This is a genomic window from Candidatus Edwardsbacteria bacterium (assembly GCA_031082425.1).
Lineage (GTDB): Bacteria > Edwardsbacteria > AC1 > AC1 > EtOH8 > UBA2226.
The window spans coordinates 115,785-134,504 of sequence record JAVHLB010000001.1 but is presented as its reverse complement, the minus strand read 5'-3'; the positions used below and the strand labels follow the sequence as shown (position 1 = coordinate 134,504).

At 57.6% G+C, this 18,720-nt stretch carries 13 protein-coding genes and 1 pseudogene; all 14 read left to right on the top strand.

The window, feature by feature from the left end; all coding sequences use genetic code 11:
• The 14 genes and pseudogenes from RDU76_00650 (at position 1) to RDU76_00585 (ending at position 18,710) form a co-directional block, all read left to right on the top strand.
• A complete protein-coding gene (locus tag RDU76_00650; protein MDQ7797436.1) occupies positions 1–831 on the top strand; it encodes a FecR family protein in 831 nt (276 codons plus the stop codon).
• A gap of 49 nt (positions 832–880) precedes the next feature.
• A complete protein-coding gene (locus RDU76_00645; protein MDQ7797435.1) occupies positions 881–7,372 on the top strand; it encodes an Ig-like domain-containing protein in 6,492 nt (2,163 codons plus the stop codon).
• Positions 7,373–7,383: 11 nt separating this feature from the next.
• The gene (locus tag RDU76_00640) at positions 7,384–8,199 is read left to right on the top strand and encodes a FecR family protein (GenBank protein MDQ7797434.1); all 816 of its coding nucleotides are present in this window, start codon (positions 7,384–7,386) and stop codon (positions 8,197–8,199) included.
• A 135-nt stretch (positions 8,200–8,334) separates the two neighbouring features.
• Positions 8,335–9,072 carry a DUF3592 domain-containing protein gene (locus RDU76_00635; GenBank protein MDQ7797433.1) on the top strand — a complete coding sequence of 246 codons (738 nt, stop codon included), beginning with the start codon at positions 8,335–8,337 and terminating at the stop codon, positions 9,070–9,072.
• Between the two features lie 1,065 nt (positions 9,073–10,137).
• A pseudogene (locus tag RDU76_00630) lies at positions 10,138–10,791 on the top strand (aminoacyl--tRNA ligase-related protein).
• Positions 10,792–10,863: 72 nt separating this feature from the next.
• A complete protein-coding gene (locus RDU76_00625; GenBank protein ID MDQ7797432.1) occupies positions 10,864–11,406 on the top strand; it encodes a His/Gly/Thr/Pro-type tRNA ligase C-terminal domain-containing protein in 543 nt (180 codons plus the stop codon).
• A gap of 163 nt (positions 11,407–11,569) precedes the next feature.
• Positions 11,570–12,214, top strand: coding sequence for a Crp/Fnr family transcriptional regulator (locus RDU76_00620; GenBank protein ID MDQ7797431.1), 645 nt, complete (start codon positions 11,570–11,572; stop codon positions 12,212–12,214).
• A 402-nt stretch (positions 12,215–12,616) separates the two neighbouring features.
• On the top strand, positions 12,617–14,077 hold the full coding sequence (locus RDU76_00615) for a T9SS type A sorting domain-containing protein (GenBank protein ID MDQ7797430.1): 1,461 nt from the start codon (positions 12,617–12,619) through the stop codon (positions 14,075–14,077).
• Positions 14,078–14,084: 7 nt separating this feature from the next.
• Complete coding sequence (locus RDU76_00610; protein MDQ7797429.1) at positions 14,085–15,053, top strand: hypothetical protein; 969 nt, start codon at positions 14,085–14,087, stop codon at positions 15,051–15,053.
• A gap of 50 nt (positions 15,054–15,103) precedes the next feature.
• Positions 15,104–15,778, top strand: coding sequence for a 16S rRNA (cytidine(1402)-2'-O)-methyltransferase (gene rsmI, locus RDU76_00605; protein ID MDQ7797428.1), 675 nt, complete (start codon positions 15,104–15,106; stop codon positions 15,776–15,778).
• Positions 15,779–16,390 carry a CDP-alcohol phosphatidyltransferase family protein gene (locus RDU76_00600; GenBank protein MDQ7797427.1) on the top strand — a complete coding sequence of 204 codons (612 nt, stop codon included), beginning with the start codon at positions 15,779–15,781 and terminating at the stop codon, positions 16,388–16,390.
• Positions 16,391–16,448: 58 nt separating this feature from the next.
• Positions 16,449–17,582 (top strand): inositol-3-phosphate synthase, encoded by a 1,134-nt coding sequence (locus RDU76_00595; GenBank protein ID MDQ7797426.1) that lies wholly within the window; start codon positions 16,449–16,451, stop codon positions 17,580–17,582.
• 3 nt (positions 17,583–17,585) lie between these two features.
• On the top strand, positions 17,586–18,254 hold the full coding sequence (gene tmk, locus RDU76_00590) for a dTMP kinase (protein ID MDQ7797425.1): 669 nt from the start codon (positions 17,586–17,588) through the stop codon (positions 18,252–18,254).
• A 117-nt stretch (positions 18,255–18,371) separates the two neighbouring features.
• Positions 18,372–18,710: a GxxExxY protein gene (locus RDU76_00585; GenBank protein ID MDQ7797424.1), complete on the top strand. Its 339-nt coding sequence runs from the start codon at positions 18,372–18,374 to the stop codon at positions 18,708–18,710.
• The last annotated feature ends 10 nt before the right edge of the window (positions 18,711–18,720 follow it).

Genomic DNA, 18,720 nt, shown 5'->3' with positions numbered 1-18,720 from the left:
ATGAAAAAAAGATATTCTTCATACATCGCAATACTTTCGGCCCTGTTCGTCCTGTGGCCGCTGAAATTATCACAGGGGGAGTACCGGCCCACCGAAGCCAGGATAAATTTTTTAAAGGGACCGGTCAACATTCAACGGGTGGCCACCGAAGCCTGGAGGCCGGCTTTTATCAAGATGTCCCTTTACACCGGCGACAAGGTCAGATGCCAGGAACTGGCCGAGACAGAGATCATCCTGAATGACGGCAGCATCCTCAAGCTTAGGGACAACAGCCTGATGGAGATCGAGCTGATGGAGCGGGACAAAAAGGACCGGGCCGCCCGAACCGCCCTGAAGGTCTACCAGGGCAAGCTCCTGGGATCGATCAAGAAACTGGCCGGCAAGAGCTCCAAGTTCACGGTGTCGACACCGACGGCGGTGGCCGGCATCCGGGGGACGGTGTTCGGGGTGTTCGTGGAGGGGGACTCCACCGAGCTGAACGTTCTTAAGGGCGAGGTTGGCATCCAGGGCGACGCCGGGGGCGAGGTGCTGGTGAAGGACAAGATGATGATCACGGTGGCCAAGGGGGACTCGGCCCACAACCCGGTGGTGATGACGGCGGCCAAGCTGGCGTTCATGACCATGTGGGCCGGAGCGGCCATCAAGATAGGGTCGATGGGGAGTGCGGCGGCCACGGCCTGGTACGCCACTACCCCGGCCATCATCGGTGGGGCGGCGGCGGTGGTGGCCACCTCGGCGGTGGTGATCATCGCCAGCCAGAACGACGAGACCCCGGCCCCGGAGCCGGGCGCCAAAACCATCCCCGCCCCGCCGGGCTGGCCCAATCCGTAAACAGGCAATCAAAATAAAATCAAGGGAATAAATAATGCTGGGAGGGGACATGAGAAAAATTGGTTTGGTTACATTAACGCTGCTGTTGGCCGCAATGCCCGGCTGGGCCGTCAGGTACGGGGTCAAGAAGCAGATCTACACCGGGGCCAGCATGGCCTACCCGAGCTACCTGGTCTACAGCAGCGTCAGCGACCGGATGTATTCGGGCAATGCCGGACCGGGCAATTTTTTGGCCATGGACTGCTCCGGGGACTCATCCTTGGGGCCGGTGGCGGGGGCGGTGAGCCCTTATCCCCCGGCCTACGACCCGCTGAACAACCGGTTCTACTACAAGGGTGGCAACGAGACCTTTTACGCGGTCGACTGCGCCACCAACACCGTAGACACCTCCCTGGGCGGCTGGCAGGGGGGAACCTGGACCGCCTGCAATCCCGACAACAACAAGATCTACGTCAACGATGACTGGAACGGACAGACTCACGTCTACAGCGCGGCCGACTATTCCTTCAACGGGGCGTTGACCAACTACAACGGGTTCATCCATTACTATCCGCCGACCAACAGCGTCTACGTTCCCAATGCCAATCCCCTGGGGACCAAGGATTCGCTGGGGGTCTTCAGCGGCGCCACCAATGTTCTGACGGCCGAGATATACATTCCGGGGATGATGTCCAACTTCAACAAGGCCATGGCCTCCAATCCGGCGGCCAACCGGCTCTACCTGTCCCTGCCCAACACCGACCAGATGGCCATCGTCAACACCTCGGACAACACCCTGGCCAACATCCTGACGGTGGGAGACAATCCCTCCGATTTCGCCCTGTGTCCGATCAATAAACGCATGTTCTTCGCCTGCAACGGGAGCAGCCAGTATTCCCTGCAGTTCATGGACAGCATGGACGTGCTGGACTCGGTGCAGGTGGGCGATTCAGTCAGCGCCGTGGCCTACAATCCGTCCGATTCCCTGCTTTACATCGGTTGCTGGCGCAGCGGTTATGTCAAACTGGTGGACCCCCGCCTGCCCACACCCATGGTGGTGGACAGCGTCTACACCGTATACAGTTCCCATTTCACAGACATAAAAGTGGACCAGGGCGGCGACGTTTACTGCGCCATGTACAATTACGATGACATCTACGTCATCGGCAAGATCCCGCTGCGGATCTGGCAGACGGTGTCTTCCGGGATGTGGAGCGAATACTGGACCTGGGACTTCTCCGATGACGGGGGAGCCAGTTGGAACGGCAACGCCATGATGTACACCCCCAACCCGGCCACCGACAGCCTGATCATGATAATGGCCGGCCATTCGGTCAACGTGGACATCCCGGTCACGATTGACCAGATGGTTGTCAACGGGGTGGTGGACCAGAACTCCATGGTTACGGTCAATGACGGCCCGGGGGACGATATTTTGGTGAACACCGGGGTTTACCAGCGTCAGATGGGTCCGCTGACAATCAATTCCGGTGCTGCTCTGGTCTTCGGGCCCGGCAGTCAGTACGTCCACCAGATGGACGGCGACACCATACCGGCCGCCAGCTGGGACAGCCTTTCGACTATCAACATCACCGGGGTGATGAGCACCACCCCGGCTGGCTTGGACCAGGCCTTCGGCAACCTGAACTGGGACTGCTTCCAGCAGGCCGGGGACCATATGCTTCCCGGAGGCCCGGCCTTCTCGGTGCGGAACCTTACGATCAGTACCACCGGCCCGGGCGCCCTTTTCCTGACCAGCGCCGCCAAGCCGGAGCTGACGGTGGAAAACTTTACCCTTTATGGGGCCAACGCCGTGCTTGGCTCGGGCGGCAACCGCAAGCTGAGGGTTGCCGGGGACTTCACAGTTTATGATCCCGGCTGGCTGTACCTGACCGACACCCTTAACCCGGGCATCGATACTTTATTTCTTTATAGCAATTACTTTCACACCCTGGCCGGCATCGCCGGCGGAGGGCCGGACTCCACCGCCATAGTCTTCTGCGGGGCCGATACCCAGAGTTACGCAGGGGCGGGCGAGGTGTTGACCGGCTATATAGATTTCGTTGTCTTTCCCGGATCCCACCTGTTGATCCCCGAGTGGGAGGTTCTGGGCCAGGGCAGTCTGGGAGCCTTCAAGCTAATGAACGGGGCCGGGCTATCTTACAGCGACATGTTCGGCCTGTACCCGACGGGGTGGGACGAGGGGGCGATCCGCAACCAGGGGGCCAGGGAGTACGGCACGGGAGCCAACTACCGCATCTACTCCTGGGGAACCGGGCCCTACCATGCCGGCCCGGGACTGCCGGACACCGTCAACCAGCTGATCATCGAAAGCTACGGGGACCAGGTTTATCTGGACAAGGATCTGTCGGTGATGGACACTCTGAAGCTGCTGGCCAACAACCTAAGAATTGACGGCAGGCGCCTGTCCCTGTTCGGTCCGGTCTACCAGACCTCGGGGAACCTGATGGGCGATGGAACATCCCAGCTGGCCATCATGGGCGGCAGCACCTCGCCGGTCAGCCTGCCCGGCCAGTTCCGGGACGTGGGAACGCTTTCCATCAACCGGCCGGCCACGGTTACCATGACCGACACCCTGCTGGTCTACAACCGCCTGGAGCTGATCAACGGCACCCTGAATAACGGGGGAAGTAAGCTGACCTTCCAGAACGCCTCGGTGATATTCCGCAGCGGCAACGGCAGCCTGTCCGGGGCCGGCCCGGTGGTTTTCGTAAATCAGGTGGGGTTGGAATACGGGGCGGGCACGATCACGGCCGGGGCGGAAATGCCGGCCAGTTCGTCCGCCATCATGTTCCTGGCGGTCAAGGGTTTCACCGACACCCTGATCGTGGATCGCGATACCCTCAACGTCTGGAACAACCTCTCGCTATCGGGCGGAATCCGCTTTAATGGAAAAAGCTTTTCCTCCTATGGCCTGATAGACACGGTGGGACCAGCCGGTGAGCTGATCCTCACCGATACCAGCCGGGCCAGCTTCTTCGGGTCCATGGACCCCCTTTACCTGCCGGGCATCACCGGGGGGCGTCTTACGCTTGACAACAGCACCGGCGGGAGCGTGATGCGGCGGAACATCACCTGCTCCGGGCCGCTGAACCTGAGCCTGGGAAACATGGTGGTGGGGGCCAATACGCTGACCATGGGCGACAGCTTGACCGGCAGCGGTCTGCTGATGACCGATAGCACCTCGTCGCTGGTATTCCAGGGGAATGCCGTCACCCAGACAATGCCGTCCACGGTCAACAATTTAAGCAAACTGTCATGGGACCGCTCAAGCTTTCTGACCATCACATCACCGCTGGCCCTGCATGACACCCTGTATCTGATACAGGGCGTGGTGGACAATTCCGCCAACCTAAGCCTGCGCACCGGCTCCACCATCGTCCGCAATTCCGGGAGCCTGTTGATGCCCCCGGTGCTGCAGAGCGACATCAACCTGGTCTACGGGACCCACGGAGGCGGAACGCTGAACACCGGCAACGAGCTGCCGGGGACGGCCGCCGGCCTGTATCACCTGGCCGTCGGGCAGGGCGCCCTGCCGAGCGATACGGTGGCCCTGGCCTTCGACGCCCGGGTCAATGGAAGGCTGAGCCTTTACCAGGGAGTGCTCGATGTCGGCGGCCATACCCTGACCCTGCAGGACAGCATTGACACATTCACGGGTGTCTTGTCGGCCGACAGCACCTCGTCTCTGATGGTCCTCAACAATCCCTATATGTTCCGGCTGCCGCCGAACATAACGGACCTGGACAGCCTTATCCTGGCCAGCTTCCCGGGGCTGGAGCTGGCCGACACGGTCCGTATCCGCTCCGGCTACCGGCAGACCACCGGCCGGATAGCCTCCGGCCAGCTGGCCTACGGCCCGGCCGCCGCTTTGATCTATGACAATCTTGGGGCCGACACCACCTCCAATTTCGAGTTCCCGGTCATCGGCGGACCCCGTGATTTGACAGTGGCCGCCGGGGCGCTTCAGCTGCATGCCGACAGGACGATCAAGGGGAGCCTGAACCTGGACGGGGTCCTGAACACCGGCGCCAGCACCATCACCCTAGACAGCCTGGGGTATTTGTGGCTGTTATCCGGCTACGTGGAAGGCAGGCTTTCCAAACTCATCCCCGTTTCGGTTGACACCACCATCTACTACGAGCTGGGCACCGCCTCCGGGGGGTACAGCGAAGCCGGAATCCAGGTGTTCAACAACACCGCGCCGGCCTTCGTCACCGCCGGGATCAAAGGGGCGGTCCACCCGCTGGTCAACGATTCCAGCGCCTGCCTCAGGAAGACCTGGTCCTTCTCCGGTGCCGGACTGGCGGCCGACGCCAGCCTGATCACCCTGAACTACCTGCCGTCGGATTTCAACAGCGGATTCTCCGAGGCGGCCGACGAATCCACCATGGTGGCCGGGCGCTACGACAACGGGGCCACCCCGGGCTGGCAGTTCCCGAACATCGCCGTCCGCAACATCTACGGCAATGCCGACGGCGGATCGATAGTCCTAAGCCAGGCCGGAAATTTCACCGACAACCCGGAGTTCACCCTGGGTCGGGACTCGATGTCGATCTTCAACCCGGCGGCCGATACCACCCTGCCCTACATCGCGTCTAACCTGCCGCTGGATTGGGCATCGACGGTGGGTCTCTCGGACAGCGTGCGGATCACCTTCTCCGAGCCGGTCCGGAAATCCGGGGTCAGCTACAGCTTCGTGCCGGCTCCCGGCCTGGTGGATACGGCCTGGAGCGCGGACTCCACCACAATAGTATTCAATCACAGTCCGTTTTCCGAATTGACCTCCTACACCGTCAGGGTGCTGGGGGTGCAGGATACGGCCGGCAACGCTCTGACCGGGCGGGACAGCATCGGGTTCATGACCGCAGCGGCGCCGGACACCATCGGGCCGTACCTCAGCTTCGTCCAGCCCTTCAACGGCCAGACCGGGGTGATGCTGGATGAGCCGATCATGATCGGCTTCTCCGAACCGACTGACAGCTTATCCCTGCGCTTCACCTGCACCCCCAACCCCGGCGGCTGGGTGCAGAACTGGGATTCGGCCGGGTATAATGTCTTCCTGATGCACAACAGCTTCCTGCCGGGCGCCAGTTATTCCTTCCGGGTGGATTCGGTCAGCGACATCAACAGCAACCAATTGCGGACCGACACCACTACCGTGCCCAACCCCTGGACCTTCACCGCCCAGCCCTACGAGACCCTCAGCGTGGCCTGGACCGGAGGGGCCTACAAACTGTTCTCGGTCCCGGTCAAGCCGGGGACCAATGCCGCCCTGACCAACCTGGGCGACGATCTGGGAGCCTACAGCGACAGCACCTGGCTGATGTTCGGATATGATGCCGCCGCAAATTCGTTCCCGGCCCGCCCGGACATCTACAACGGCTACGGTTACTGGCTGGCCTCGGCCAACAACGCCACCATCGATATCCAGGGCCTCCAGCAGGACAATTACTCAAACGTCGGATTGCAGCCCGGCTGGAACCTGATCGGCTGTCCGTTCGAGGACCCGGTGCTGGTGCAGGCCATCGAGGTCATCGACACCATGCAGCAGATGCGGACCTACAACGATACCACCAATAATATGTTCCTGAACGACAGCCTGGTCCGGCAGAGGATGTGGAGCTATTCCGACCACAGCTACGATTTCGTCAACAACGGGGCCTGGGACAGCCTGTCGGCCTTCGACAGCGCCAGCCACCTGCAGCCCTGGCAGGGCTATGCGGTGTATGCCTTGCAGCCCTGCACGCTGTTCATGATGCCGGCCTTCAAATCATCCGCCAAGGGGGTCCGCTTGGTGGCCTCCCCCAAGGTCGAGGTAAGCTGGCAGGCGGAATTCTCGGCCAGCAGCGGCCAGGCCGCCGACCGGGGCATCAGGATCGGGATCTCGCCCCAGGCTAAGGCCGGCTACGACCGGCTGGACGCCGAAAAACCGCCGCTGGTCAGCAGCGACGTTATGGCCTACATCCCGCATGACGACTGGAACCAGGGTCCCTGCCGGTCATACCAATACGACTTCCGCCCCGGTTCCGACCACGTCGAATGGCCGCTGACGGTCAAGACCTCATCGGATGACCGGCCGGCGGAGCTGGCCTACAACCTGTCCCAAACAATTCCCGATGGTTACCAGCTTTACCTGGTGGACCGCAGGACCGGCAAGTCCACGGTGATAAGCGGAAGCGGAAAACTGGGATTCTCCGGCAGCCGGGAGTTCGCCGTCATCTACACCAACCGGAGCCTGGGCGGTCTGGACCTGAAACCCCTGAGCTTTGACCTCAACCAGACCTATCCCAACCCCTTCGCCCAGAGCATCACCGTCAACTACCAGCTGGCGGCCGCCGGGCAGGTCAGCCTGAAGGTCTACAATGTGGCCGGACAGCTGGTCAGGACCCTGACCGAGGGAACCGCCCTGCCGGGCTATTACAGCCAGACCTGGAACGGCCGGGACAACGGCGGCCGGAAGATAGCTTCGGGCGTCTACATCATGCGCCTGGCGTCGGGCGGCCAGGAGCGGACCCGTAAATTAGTGAAGATCAAATAAGGAGATATAAAATGAATAAGATCGTCTCGATTTTAACCGCGGCCATAATGCTGATGGCCCTTCAGCCGGCCCGGGCCGAATTCAAGCCGTCCCAGGCCAGGATCACCTTCATCAAGGGAAAGGTGGAGGTGCAGCGCCAGGGCAGCCAGGCATCGGTCCCGGCGGTGATGAAGATGACGGTATATCCCGGTGACATGATCTCCACCGATGACGGGTCCGAGGCCGAATTGAAGCTGTCGGACGGCAGCATCCTCAAGCTGAAGGACAAGGGCCGGCTGGAGATCGAGAGGATGGAGAGGCAGAAGAAGCCCGCCGCCGCCATCAACTCCTTCAAGCTGGCCGCCGGCAAGATCCTGGGCTCCATCCGCAAGCTGTCCTCCCAGGAATCCAAGTTCACGGTGACCACACCGACGGCGGTGGCCGGCATCCGGGGGACGGTGTTCGGGGTGTTCGTGGAGGGGGACTCCACCGAGCTGAACGTTCTTAAGGGCGAGGTTGGCATCCAGGGCGACGCCGGGGGCGAGGTGCTGGTGAAGGACAAGATGATGATCACGGTGGCCAAGGGGGACTCGGCCCACAACCCGGTGGTGATGACGGCGGCCAAGCTGGCGTTCATGACCATGTGGGCCGGAGCGGCCATCAAGATAGGGTCGATGGGGAGTGCGGCGGCCACGGCCTGGTACGCCACTACCCCGGCCATCATCGGTGGGGCGGCGGCGGTGGTGGCCACCTCGGCGGTGGTGATCATCGCCAGCCAGAACGACGAGACCCCGGCCCCGGAGCCGGGCGCCAAAACCATCCCCGCACCGCCGGGATGGCCGCAATAAACCAACTTAACAGAACCCCGTGGGCTGTGTCCGCCTGTCGTAACAGGTCAGATGATCCGGACAAGTTTGCGGGGTTTCATTTTAAGACTGGCAAACAAAGGTCTTTTCTGTCACATAAAGAGTAAAAAGGGTTTTATGAAGTGGGTGGTTTTTTTTCTTTTTGGGGGCTTGGGGCTGGCTTCCCTGATCGCCGGCCTGGTGTGGGGGGCCAAGAGGGCGGCCCTTTTCCGAACCGGATTGATCGCCCAGGGCAGGGTGGTGGCGATGCAGCAGGGCGAGGTGGCCGATGACGAGGAAAGCCCCCGTCCATCCTACTATCCGATGGTGGAATTCCGGACCCCGGATGGCCGGAGTTTCCAATTCAAGGGCAGCACCGGCAGTTCCAGCCCGGAGTTCGCCATCGGGGCCGAGGTTGACGTCAGGTACAATCCCCAAAAACCCCAACAGGCCCAGCTGGCCAAGTTCTCCCATTTCTGGCTGGGGCCGCTGCTGCTGACAGTCGGGGGGCTGTTGGCCCTGTTCCTGGCCTCGGGGGTATTCTATATTTTAGGTGACATCGCGGGCGGGAAGAGCCCGGCCGGCCGGAGCATCAGGGCCCGGATGCTGGAGGCCGGCGGCAAGGCCGTCAGGATCGAGGGCCGGATCACCGGGGTCCGGGAAAGGAGCCGGGGCCGCTACGTAATAATCTGCCGGGGGGCCAGGCCGGGGTCAGAATGGGAGGAGGACTTTGAGTCCGAGGAGTTCGGGGTGAAGCCGGAGGGCGAGCTGATCGGCCGAAGGGTGATGATCTCCATTAACCAGGACCGGAAGGATGAATACAGCGTCCAGCTGGGGCCGCTGCTCGAGGAGATAGTGAATAAACGGACGAAATAAAATGAGCATATAAAAAGCAATGTGACCAACCTCGTTTTAGCCCCGCAATTGCGGGGCTTTTGTTATTTATCCTTGATTTTAAAGGGGGATAAGAGTTATAATAAATGTTCAAATCAACGTGGATTCCCGATTCCTCGGGAATGACAGTCGACATTTTTATATATGATCCGCGAAAATCCGTGGCCAATTAATTTAAGCAACAATAATTGCGAGGGAATTCAAGTGCCCAGACCAGACAATGCCTTTGAGAAGATAGTCTCCCTGTCCAAACGGCGGGGGTTCATATTCCAATCCTCCGAGGTCTACGGGGGCCTGGGCTCCACCTGGGATTACGGCCCGCTGGGGGTGGAGCTCAAGAACAACGTCAAGAAAGCCTGGTGGAAGAGCGTGGTCTATTCCCGGGAGGACATGGAGGGGCTGGATGCGGCCATCATCATGAACCGCCTGGTGTGGCAGTATTCCGGCCACGAGAAGACCTTCGTGGATCCGCTGGTGGACTGCAAGAAATGCCGCAAAAGATTCCGGGCCGATCATATAAAAGGAGACAAGTGTCCCGAGTGCGGCGGCGAGCTGACCGAGCCCCGCAATTTCAACGGGATGTTTCAAACCCACGTCGGGCCGGTGCAGGAAAGCGTTATTTCTATCTATGCGTGTATGTCGGGAAAAATTGAATACAATCCAAATACATATGTTTTAAAAACACCAAATATAATATTTGATGTCCCACTAGATAGTGATTTAGAATATGTGCCTTTCAGTAAAGCAGTTCTTACCGTAAGCGGGAAGAATGAACTATCATCTGAAAGTTTTAATGCCAACGATTTTAAAATTTCTATTAATCAAAGTGCTCAACGAAAGAATATTGTTATACCGGCAGCAAGCTGGGAGTTAAAATGTAACGACTGTTCATCATTTACGACTTTTAGAGTTAATATTGTAGAATATGCAAAATCAATAGTTCCACAGGTAAGCGGTTTGCCAAAACATCATATTGATTTTAATGTTAATGACAATAATGCGATCAAGGCTCTGGTAATAACAAATCCGAACGTCTCAAGTGTAGCCTACCTTCGCCCCGAGACCGCCCAGGGGATATTCACCAATTTCCTCAACGTCCTGCAGTCCATGCGGCGCAAACTGCCCTTCGGCATTGCCCAAGTTGGCAAGTCGTTCCGCAATGAGATCACCCCGGGCAACTTCACCTTCCGCACCCGGGAGTTCGAGCAGATGGAGATAGAATATTTCTGCAAGCCTCCGCAGTACCTCCAGCCCGGCGAGAAGGACGACGACCAGCTGCATAAGGAATGGGTGGAGGCCCGCTACAACTGGTATATCGGACTGGGCATGAGCCCGGAGCGCCTTAAAAAACGCCCCCAGGCCCAGGAGGAGCTGGCCCATTACGCCAAGGCCTGCGTTGATCTGGAGTATCTGTTCCCCGGATCCCTGGGCTGGAGCGAATTGGAGGGCGTGGCCAACCGCCAAGATTACGACCTGACGGCCCACAGCAACAATGTAAACGAGGCCGATCTGGCCCGCCTGAAATTGGCCAGGAACGAGCATTCCACCGAAAAGATGGAATATTTCGACGAAGCCTATGCCGATCCCGCCACCGGCAAAAAGGGCGCCAAGTACATACCCTATGTCATCGAGCCCTCGGCCGGGGCCGACCGGGCCACTTTGGCCTTTTTGTGCGAGGCCTATCAAGAAGAACAGCTCAGCCGGCCGTCCCAGGAATCCGTGAACCCTCTCAAGGAGGCGGCGGCCGCGGCCCTGAAAAGCATCGGCAAGAAGATGGCCGAGGCCCAGAAAAAGCCGGGCTCCGACGGCCCGACCCTGGAGCAGCTGCAGGCCATAGAAAAAGCCCTGCAAACCGCCATCGAAAAACTTCCCGGCTCGCTGCTGGAGACAGACGCCGCCTGCAGTTTGCCGGGGGCCGACCGGATCGAACTGCTGAAAAAGGTCCGCCAGCTGAACGGCAAGCTGTGCGATGAGCATACCCGGACCGTCCTGAAACTGCACCCCGAGCTGGCCCCCATCAAGGTGGCGGTCCTGCCGCTGAAGAAGAACGAGCCGGCCATCGTGGAGACCGCCAAAAGCATCAGATCCCTGCTTCAGCCGGTCCTGCGGACGGTCTACGACGACACCGCCGGTATCGGCAAGCTGTACCGACGGCAGGACGAGGTCGGCACCCCGTTCTGCGTCACGGTGGACTTTCAGACCCTGCAGGACAGGACGGTGACCCTAAGGGACCGGGACACCATGGGACAGGAACGGTATAAGATCGAAGAATTGTCGGTAGTGATAGGGAAAAGGATGTCGGAATGGAAAGCCTGACATATAATTGAAGGCATAATAAAGCAATAATCAAAGGGCGGCCGGCGTGCCGTCCTTTCTTTTTCAAGGCCTTGGCCCGCAAATTCTAAGGGAATTTATTGTTGACATTATCCATTAAGTTATGATATGATATTTTGTTAAGTATGTTTAAAAGGAGAATATAATGGCCGAAGCTCAAGGGGCTTTCGAAAAGAACCTGGCCGCCGGGGAGGTCCTCTTCAAGGAGGGCGACAAAGGCGAGGAGATGTACCTGATAAAATCCGGCAAGGTGGAGATATCCAACAACGCCGGGGGGGTCAAAAAGGTCCTGGCCGAGCTGTCGGAGGGTTCCTTTCTGGGTGAGATGGCCATCGTGGACGATGCCCCGCGCTCGGCTGCGGCCATAGCCCTAAGCGAGGTCTCCCTGCTGATACTGGACCGGGCGGCCTTCAAGGCCCAGCTGCAGGAGAACCCCATGGTGGAATACCTGATCTCCAGCCTGGTCAAGCGCCTGCGGGAGACCAACGAGCAGGTGAAGATCCTGCTGCAGAAGGACGATGTCTGCCGGGTGGCGGCCTCGCTGCTGGCCATGGGCCGGGAGAAGGGCGCTCCGGACGGATCGGGAGTTTTCATCAAGGGCAGTTATACTCCGGAAGGACTGGCCAAGCAGGTGGGGGTCAGCATCCCCAAGGCCAAGGATATCCTGGAGAAGATGCAGGCCTCGTCGCTGATAGCCTTCTCCGGCGAGGGGATCAAGATCCCCTCCATGCCGGACCTGGAGGAATACTGGCGCTACGCCACCCTCAAGGAGAAGTTCAAAGAGATCTAGTACCGGCCACAGAGATTTTTTATATTGTAGGGGCGAAAGGTCTTTCGCCCGGACCTCATCGCCCGGCAATACAGGCCATTCCAGTGCCGACGGGAATCCAGGGGACCAACCCCTTTTTAACCACCAAGACACCAAGGCACAGAGGCTCTGTCACCCTGAGTTTTCCTTCTGTCTGGCAGGATGAATGGGTGACGATAACGCCATTTCAACCACAGAGGGCATAAAGAAAACATCACCGTAGGCGGATCGCGATCCGCCCAGGCACCATCGCCCGGCAATGCAGTCATTCCCGTGCCGACGGGAATCCAGGGAAACAACCCCTTTTTAACCACTAAGACACCAAGGCACCAAGTATATAAATTGATTGGTTTGCGGATAACTTTTTATTAGGGAGGTGCTACTATGAGGCGGCTTATCTCCCTGGTTGTTTTGTCGTTTTGTTCTTTGATAGCTTTTGATATTAGTTATGCGGCAAGCCAAACCTGGCGTTTGACCAGCGATAGCTATAGCGATAGTCTCCCCAGGATAATAATAGATAACCAAGATCAGATATGGGTGGAGTGGCTGTCCAACGCCCAAGGTAATTATGATGTGTGCTATCAACGCTATAATGCCGGTTGGTCAAGTCGTGATTGGCTGACCACTGATGATGTCGATCAGATAAGCTGCGATATAACCTGCAATAAGGTTACCGGGTCGGTATGGGCAGCTTGGGACAGTGCCGGGAAAATACAGTATGCTGTATATTTAAGCAGTTGGTATGGACCATACACTGCAATTGACAGTATATTTACTTTCCCGCAATACGGACCGTATGGTCGTATTTCAATTATGGCCGGGGATTCAGGAACGAAATTTCTTTCCTGGACCGCTGTTGATACAACAGGGTTTTACAGCGTTTATATTATGCGCTATGATAGTGGGGCATGGGATCAACCGGAATGCATTCGACAGGGAAGTGGATATGGCATTATTTCATATACCAATTATAGTTCTTATGGATTGTCATTAAATATCTATCAACAACCCGCAACAATATTTTTTATGGATAGTTATTCAATGGGCGGTTTTTCTTGGTTGTCTGTTGACGCCTTGGGTTGGATACCGGATACCGGATGGGTGTATTTAAGTATCGCAGGTTGGAATAATTATACACAACCATACAGTTTAATGCCCTGCCCCTTTGATATAGGCTTTTCAGAGAATGGCGATCTTCATGTTATCTCAGCATATGCCGACTCAAATGATGCGATGTCTTTAATAGACAACAAATTTATAACTTCAGATTTTATTGCTGATAGTATATACACAATCAAAACTCAAATCCATCCACAAAACGCGGCCATAACCAATTTAGCTAAACCTAGTATTGCTTGGAGCGACAGCCACAGCATTTTTCTAAATACTTTTTACGACAGTATGTGGTCACAACCGCCAGTGCAGATATCCGACACAGCTTTGCACAATTGCATTAACCCGGATATAGTGGCCGAAAACGACAGCACGGTGTGGGTATGCTACCAAAACGATGGTGAAATTTACGTTACCAAGACAACCATCCCGTTGGGGGTGTCAGGGAAGCCGGAAATAATAAATAAACCCGAAGTATTTACGGTGACAACCTGGCCTAATCCGGCTAAAAATAAAATCAACATCCAGTGCAACGGCATTGATAATAAAAACACAAAAGCTAAAATATACAACATAACCGGGCAACTGGTTAAAAAAATCGATATCAAAGACAACCAGACTGTCTGGAACGGTGCGGACCAGAACGGCAATAAAGTTTCAGCCGGCATTTATATTTTAAACGTCATATCCGGAAACGAGAGTAAGATCCAAAAAATTTCAATAATCAGATAGAGCGAAGATGCGATTTCCCAAGGGCAGGTCAAGCCTCCAGAACGCCAAACTTGAATTCGTCCACCTGGACAACATTTTGGCCGACAATAAAAAAGAGCGGGCCAGCAAGATCTCCGGATACCTGGAGATCATCTATCCCGACATGGTCCAGCTGCTGTATCTCAAGAAGGGCGAGCCGGTGAACGCCGGGCATTTCTCCCGCACCGAGCGCAAGCAGATCTCCATCTCCGAGGTGATAGATAAGGCCAAAAAATCCACCACCGGCACGGTCTCCATCTACGAGACGCCGGAGGAGCTGGTGGACATGATGCTGGCCGTCTTCAGCGTCAAGCCGGTTTTCAAGAACCTGGACCTGTCCAATGTGGAACCGGAAAAGCTGTTCGAGAAGCTGACCTCGGTCAAGTTCGACGGCTTCATGGAGATCCGGCGGGGGGTGGACATCTCCTACGTCCGCTTCAAGGAGGGGGCGCCGGTCTCCGGCTATTTCACCTGGAAGGTGGAGGGCATCACCCCCGACCTGCTGAAGGCGGCCCTCAAGGCCGCGGCCACCGCCCCCGGGGCGGTGATCGTGGATGCCTACGACAAACTGCCGGTGCTGGCCGAGCATGCCAGCCCCGCCCAGATAGAACTGTTCGTCAAGGCCATGAACAAGCTGATGGCCGAAATGCGCAACATCGCCGGCCCCACCCTGGTCAGCAAGACCATCGCCTCCTCGAAGGAGGCGGCCTCGGTGCACTATCCCTTCCTCAAGGAATTCGATTCCGGCGACGAGATCACTGGCGAGGGCAAGATCGTGACCACCTCCGAGGAGCTGGGCAAGGGCTTTGCCGAATGGATGGATAATTTTGTAGATTCCTTCCGGATAGTGCTGGGCAAGCGCCTGGACGGGATAGTGCAGAATGCCCTGAAGGATTTCCGGTTCGCCCTCAAGGCCTCCAGCTTCGGACGGTACTCCAAGCTCAAGGATCTGCTCTAGGCCAACGTTTAAAACGTTGAAAAGGTTTTAAACGTTTAAAGATTATTCAAATGTCTGGAAAATTATATTTAGTGGCCACGCCCATCGGCAACCTGGAGGACATCACCCTGAGGGCGCTGAAGGTCCTCAAGGAGGTTCAGCTGATCGCCGCCGAGGATACCCGGCACACCGGCCTGCTGCTGAAGCACTACGGGATAAGCTCCCCGTTAAGTTCTTTCTACTCTTACAACCAGAAGGGGAAAGCCCCGGAGCTGATCCGCCGGATGCAGGAAGGGGCCAATATGGCCCTGGTGTCCGACGCCGGAACCCCCGGCATCTCCGATCCGGCGGTGGCCCTGGTGGCTCAGGCGGTGGCGGCCGGCATCAAGGTGGTCCCCATTCCCGGACCGACCGCCCTGATCTCCGCCCTGATCGCCTCCGGCCTGGACACCAGCCAGTTCGTCTTCACCGGATTTCTTCCGGTCAAGCCGGGCCGCCGGGCCAAGGCCCTGGAGCAGCTGGAGCGGGAATCCCGGACCATCGTGATCTACGAATCCCCCCACCGCATCAGCCGCACTTTGCAGGAACTGGCTGATGTTTTTAAATCCCGCCCGGCGGCGGTCTGCCGGGAGCTCACCAAAATGTTCGAGGAATTCGAACGGGGCCCGCTGCCCGAGCTGGCGGAAAAGTATCGAACCAAGAAGCCCAAGGGCGAATTTGTAATCGTTATTGCCGGAAAGGAATAGATGTTTCCCAATTGGCTGAAGACCGGATTTGTCAACCTGTTCAATCCGGTGATAAATTTCTTCGTCTGGACCAGGGTCAAGCCCAACTGGCTGACCACCGCCGGATTTCTGTTCGGGCTGGGCTCGGGCCTGCTGTTCGCCACCGGCCATTTCTTCTGGGGCGGCCTGGTGGCACTGCTGTCGGCCATCTGCGACGCCATCGACGGATCGCTGGCCCGCCGCTCGGGCCGCAGCACCAAGTTCGGCATGTTCTACGATTCGGTGCTGGACCGCTACTCGGAGCTGGCCATGTTCATCGGGCTGTCCTATTACTATGCCGGCAGCGAGATGTGGCGGCTGGTCATCCTGACCGACCTGGCGCTGGCCGGCTCGCTGATGGTCAGCTACGCCCGGGCCCGGGCCGAGGGGCTGGGCGAGGATTGCAAGGTGGGCATCATGGAACGGCCGGAGCGGATAGCGGTGATCATCACCGCCTCGGTGTTCACCGGGATCTTCGACCAGCACTGGATATTCGAGATCGCCCTGTGGGTGCTGGCGGTATTCACCAACGTCACCGCGCTGCAGAGGATCCTGCATATCCGCCAGAAGACCAAGGGGCAGGGGACCCCCTGATAAGAGACAAGAAAACACCATCAGAAAAATAAAAATTCAGTTTTTAGGAAGGGACCACATGGCAAAGAAGATCATCAAAAGAACCGTCCAGCCGGCCGCCAAAAGTTCCGGCCAGCGCAAAGTCCGGGTGGCCATCATCGGGGTTGGCAACTGCGCCTCCTCCTTCGTACAGGGCGTTCATTATTACCGCAACGCCAAGCCGAGCGACAAGGTCCCCGGCCTGATGCACGTCAACCTGGGCGGCTATCACATCTCGGACATCGAGTTCTCGGCCGCCATCGACATCGACAAGAACAAGGTGGGCAAGGACCTGGCCACCGCCATCTACACCAAGCCCAACAACACCTTCAAGTTCTGCCAGGTGCCCAAGAGCGGGATCACCGTCCAGCGCGGCATGCTGCACGACGGCCTGGGTAAATATCTGTCCCAGATCATCCAGAAGGCCCCGGGCTCCACGGTGGACATCGTCAAGTTGCTGCAGGACACCAAGACCGACGTGGTGGTCAGCTACCTGCCGGTCGGTTCGGAGATGGCCACCAAATGGTATGTGGAGCAGATACTGGAGGCCAAGTGCGCCTTCGTCAACTGCATTCCGGTGTTCATCGCCCGCGAGCAGTACTGGTCCAACCGATTCAAGAAGGCCGGGGTGCCCTGCATCGGCGACGACATCAAGTCGCAGGTGGGCGCCACCATCACCCACCGGGTGCTGACCCGCCTGTTCATGGACCGGGGGGTCAAGCTGCAGAAGACCTACCAGCTGAACTTCGGCGGCAACACCGACTTTTTGAACATGCTGGAGCGGGAGCGGCTGGAGTCCAAGAAGATCTCCAAGACCAACGCCGTCACCTCCATGCTGGATTACAAGATGGATCCCGACGACATCCATGTCGGCCCGTCGGATTACGTGCCCTGGCTGCTGGACCGCAAGTTCTGCCACATCAAGATGGAGGGCCAGACCTTCGGCGACGTGCCCCTGAACCTGGACATGAAATTGGAAGTATGGGATTCTCCCAACTCGGCCGGGGTGGTGATCGACGCGGTGCGCTGCGCCAAGCTGGCCCTGGACCACAAGCTGTCCGGGACCATGCTGGAGCCCTCCAGCTACTTCATGAAATCGCCCATGGTCCAGGTGCCGGACGACCAGGCCAAGAGGAACGTGGAAGAGTTCATCAAGAAACTGGGAAGAAAATAGCCGATGGCGGCTAAAATCAAAGATCAAAAATCAAAGATCAAAAAAACGGGGCTGTTCATCTCATTCGAGGGAATCGAGGGCTGCGGGAAAAGCACCCAGGCCAAACTGTTGGAGAGCTGGCTCAAGGCCCAGGGCTTTAAGGTAGTGCTGACCAGGGAACCCGGCGGCCCTTCTATTTCCGAGAAGATCCGGAGGATCCTGCTGGACAACCGCAACAAGGGAATGACCGACCTCACCGAGCTGCTGTTATTGCAGGCCTCCCGGGTCCAGCATCTGGCCCAGGTGATAGTGCCGGCCCTCAAGGCCGGGAATGTGGTGATCTGCGACCGCTTCGCCGATTCCTCCACCGCCTACCAGGGCTATGGCCGGGGCATGGACCTGAAGATGGTGAACGAGCTGAACCAGTTTGCGGTGGACGGCTTCTGGCCCCAGCTGACGCTGGTGCTGGACCTGCCGGTGGAGAAGGGTTTTTTGAGGGCCCAGGGCCGGCGCCGCAATCTGGACCGGATGGAGACCCAGGCCCTGAAGTTCCATAAAAGGGTCCGCCAGGGATTTAAGGCCATAGCCAAATCGGACCCCCAACGGGTCAAACTTTTGGATGGCAGCCAGCCGTCGGAGGTGATCCACGCTGCGGTGCGGCAGCTGGCGCTGAGCGCCATGAAAAAAAGATAACGTAACTATTCAGCGTTGTGAAAAGACGAAGTGGTTTTTTAACCACCGATAACACACAGATGAACACCGAGAAAGGTAAAAGGGTTGATCTTCTATTTGAAGATTTGACCTAGTAAGATCATTGGTGCGGCAATTGAAGTGCACAAAATCTTGGGCCCAGGATATTTGGAATCCGTTTATGAAGATGCTTTGTGTTACGAGTTGGAAGCTTTAGATATTCGTTTTCAGCGACAAGTGGACTTGGATGTCAAGTACAAGAACGTCGTTTTCAAGAGAAAATTCAGGGCTGATCTGTTGGTGGAAGAGAAAGTTCTGGTTGAAAACAAAGCTATAACAACTCTAACCGCCAGCGATGAAGCGCAGTTGTTCAATTATTTAAAAACGACGGGACTGCGGGTAGGATTGCTCTTCAACTTTGGCAGTTCCAAGCTGCAAAAAATAAGGAGGATAGTGTGATCTATCGGTG

What these genes read in the sequence shown, in the direction of transcription:
- RDU76_00620 (MDQ7797431.1), top strand. Translation starts at nt 11,570, where the DNA reads ATGGCCGAAGCTCAAGGGGCTTTCGAAAAGAACCTGGCCGCCGGGGAG.
- RDU76_00615 (MDQ7797430.1), top strand. Translation starts at nt 12,617, where the DNA reads ATGAGGCGGCTTATCTCCCTGGTTGTTTTGTCGTTTTGTTCTTTGATA.
- rsmI (MDQ7797428.1), top strand. Translation starts at nt 15,104, where the DNA reads ATGTCTGGAAAATTATATTTAGTGGCCACGCCCATCGGCAACCTGGAG.
- tmk (MDQ7797425.1), top strand. Translation starts at nt 17,586, where the DNA reads ATGGCGGCTAAAATCAAAGATCAAAAATCAAAGATCAAAAAAACGGGG.
- RDU76_00650 (MDQ7797436.1), top strand. Translation starts at nt 1, where the DNA reads ATGAAAAAAAGATATTCTTCATACATCGCAATACTTTCGGCCCTGTTC.
- RDU76_00625 (MDQ7797432.1), top strand. Translation starts at nt 10,864, where the DNA reads ATGGCCGAGGCCCAGAAAAAGCCGGGCTCCGACGGCCCGACCCTGGAG.
- RDU76_00640 (MDQ7797434.1), top strand. Translation starts at nt 7,384, where the DNA reads ATGAATAAGATCGTCTCGATTTTAACCGCGGCCATAATGCTGATGGCC.
- RDU76_00635 (MDQ7797433.1), top strand. Translation starts at nt 8,335, where the DNA reads ATGAAGTGGGTGGTTTTTTTTCTTTTTGGGGGCTTGGGGCTGGCTTCC.
- RDU76_00610 (MDQ7797429.1), top strand. Translation starts at nt 14,085, where the DNA reads ATGCGATTTCCCAAGGGCAGGTCAAGCCTCCAGAACGCCAAACTTGAA.
- RDU76_00595 (MDQ7797426.1), top strand. Translation starts at nt 16,449, where the DNA reads ATGGCAAAGAAGATCATCAAAAGAACCGTCCAGCCGGCCGCCAAAAGT.
- RDU76_00645 (MDQ7797435.1), top strand. Translation starts at nt 881, where the DNA reads ATGAGAAAAATTGGTTTGGTTACATTAACGCTGCTGTTGGCCGCAATG.
- RDU76_00600 (MDQ7797427.1), top strand. Translation starts at nt 15,779, where the DNA reads ATGTTTCCCAATTGGCTGAAGACCGGATTTGTCAACCTGTTCAATCCG.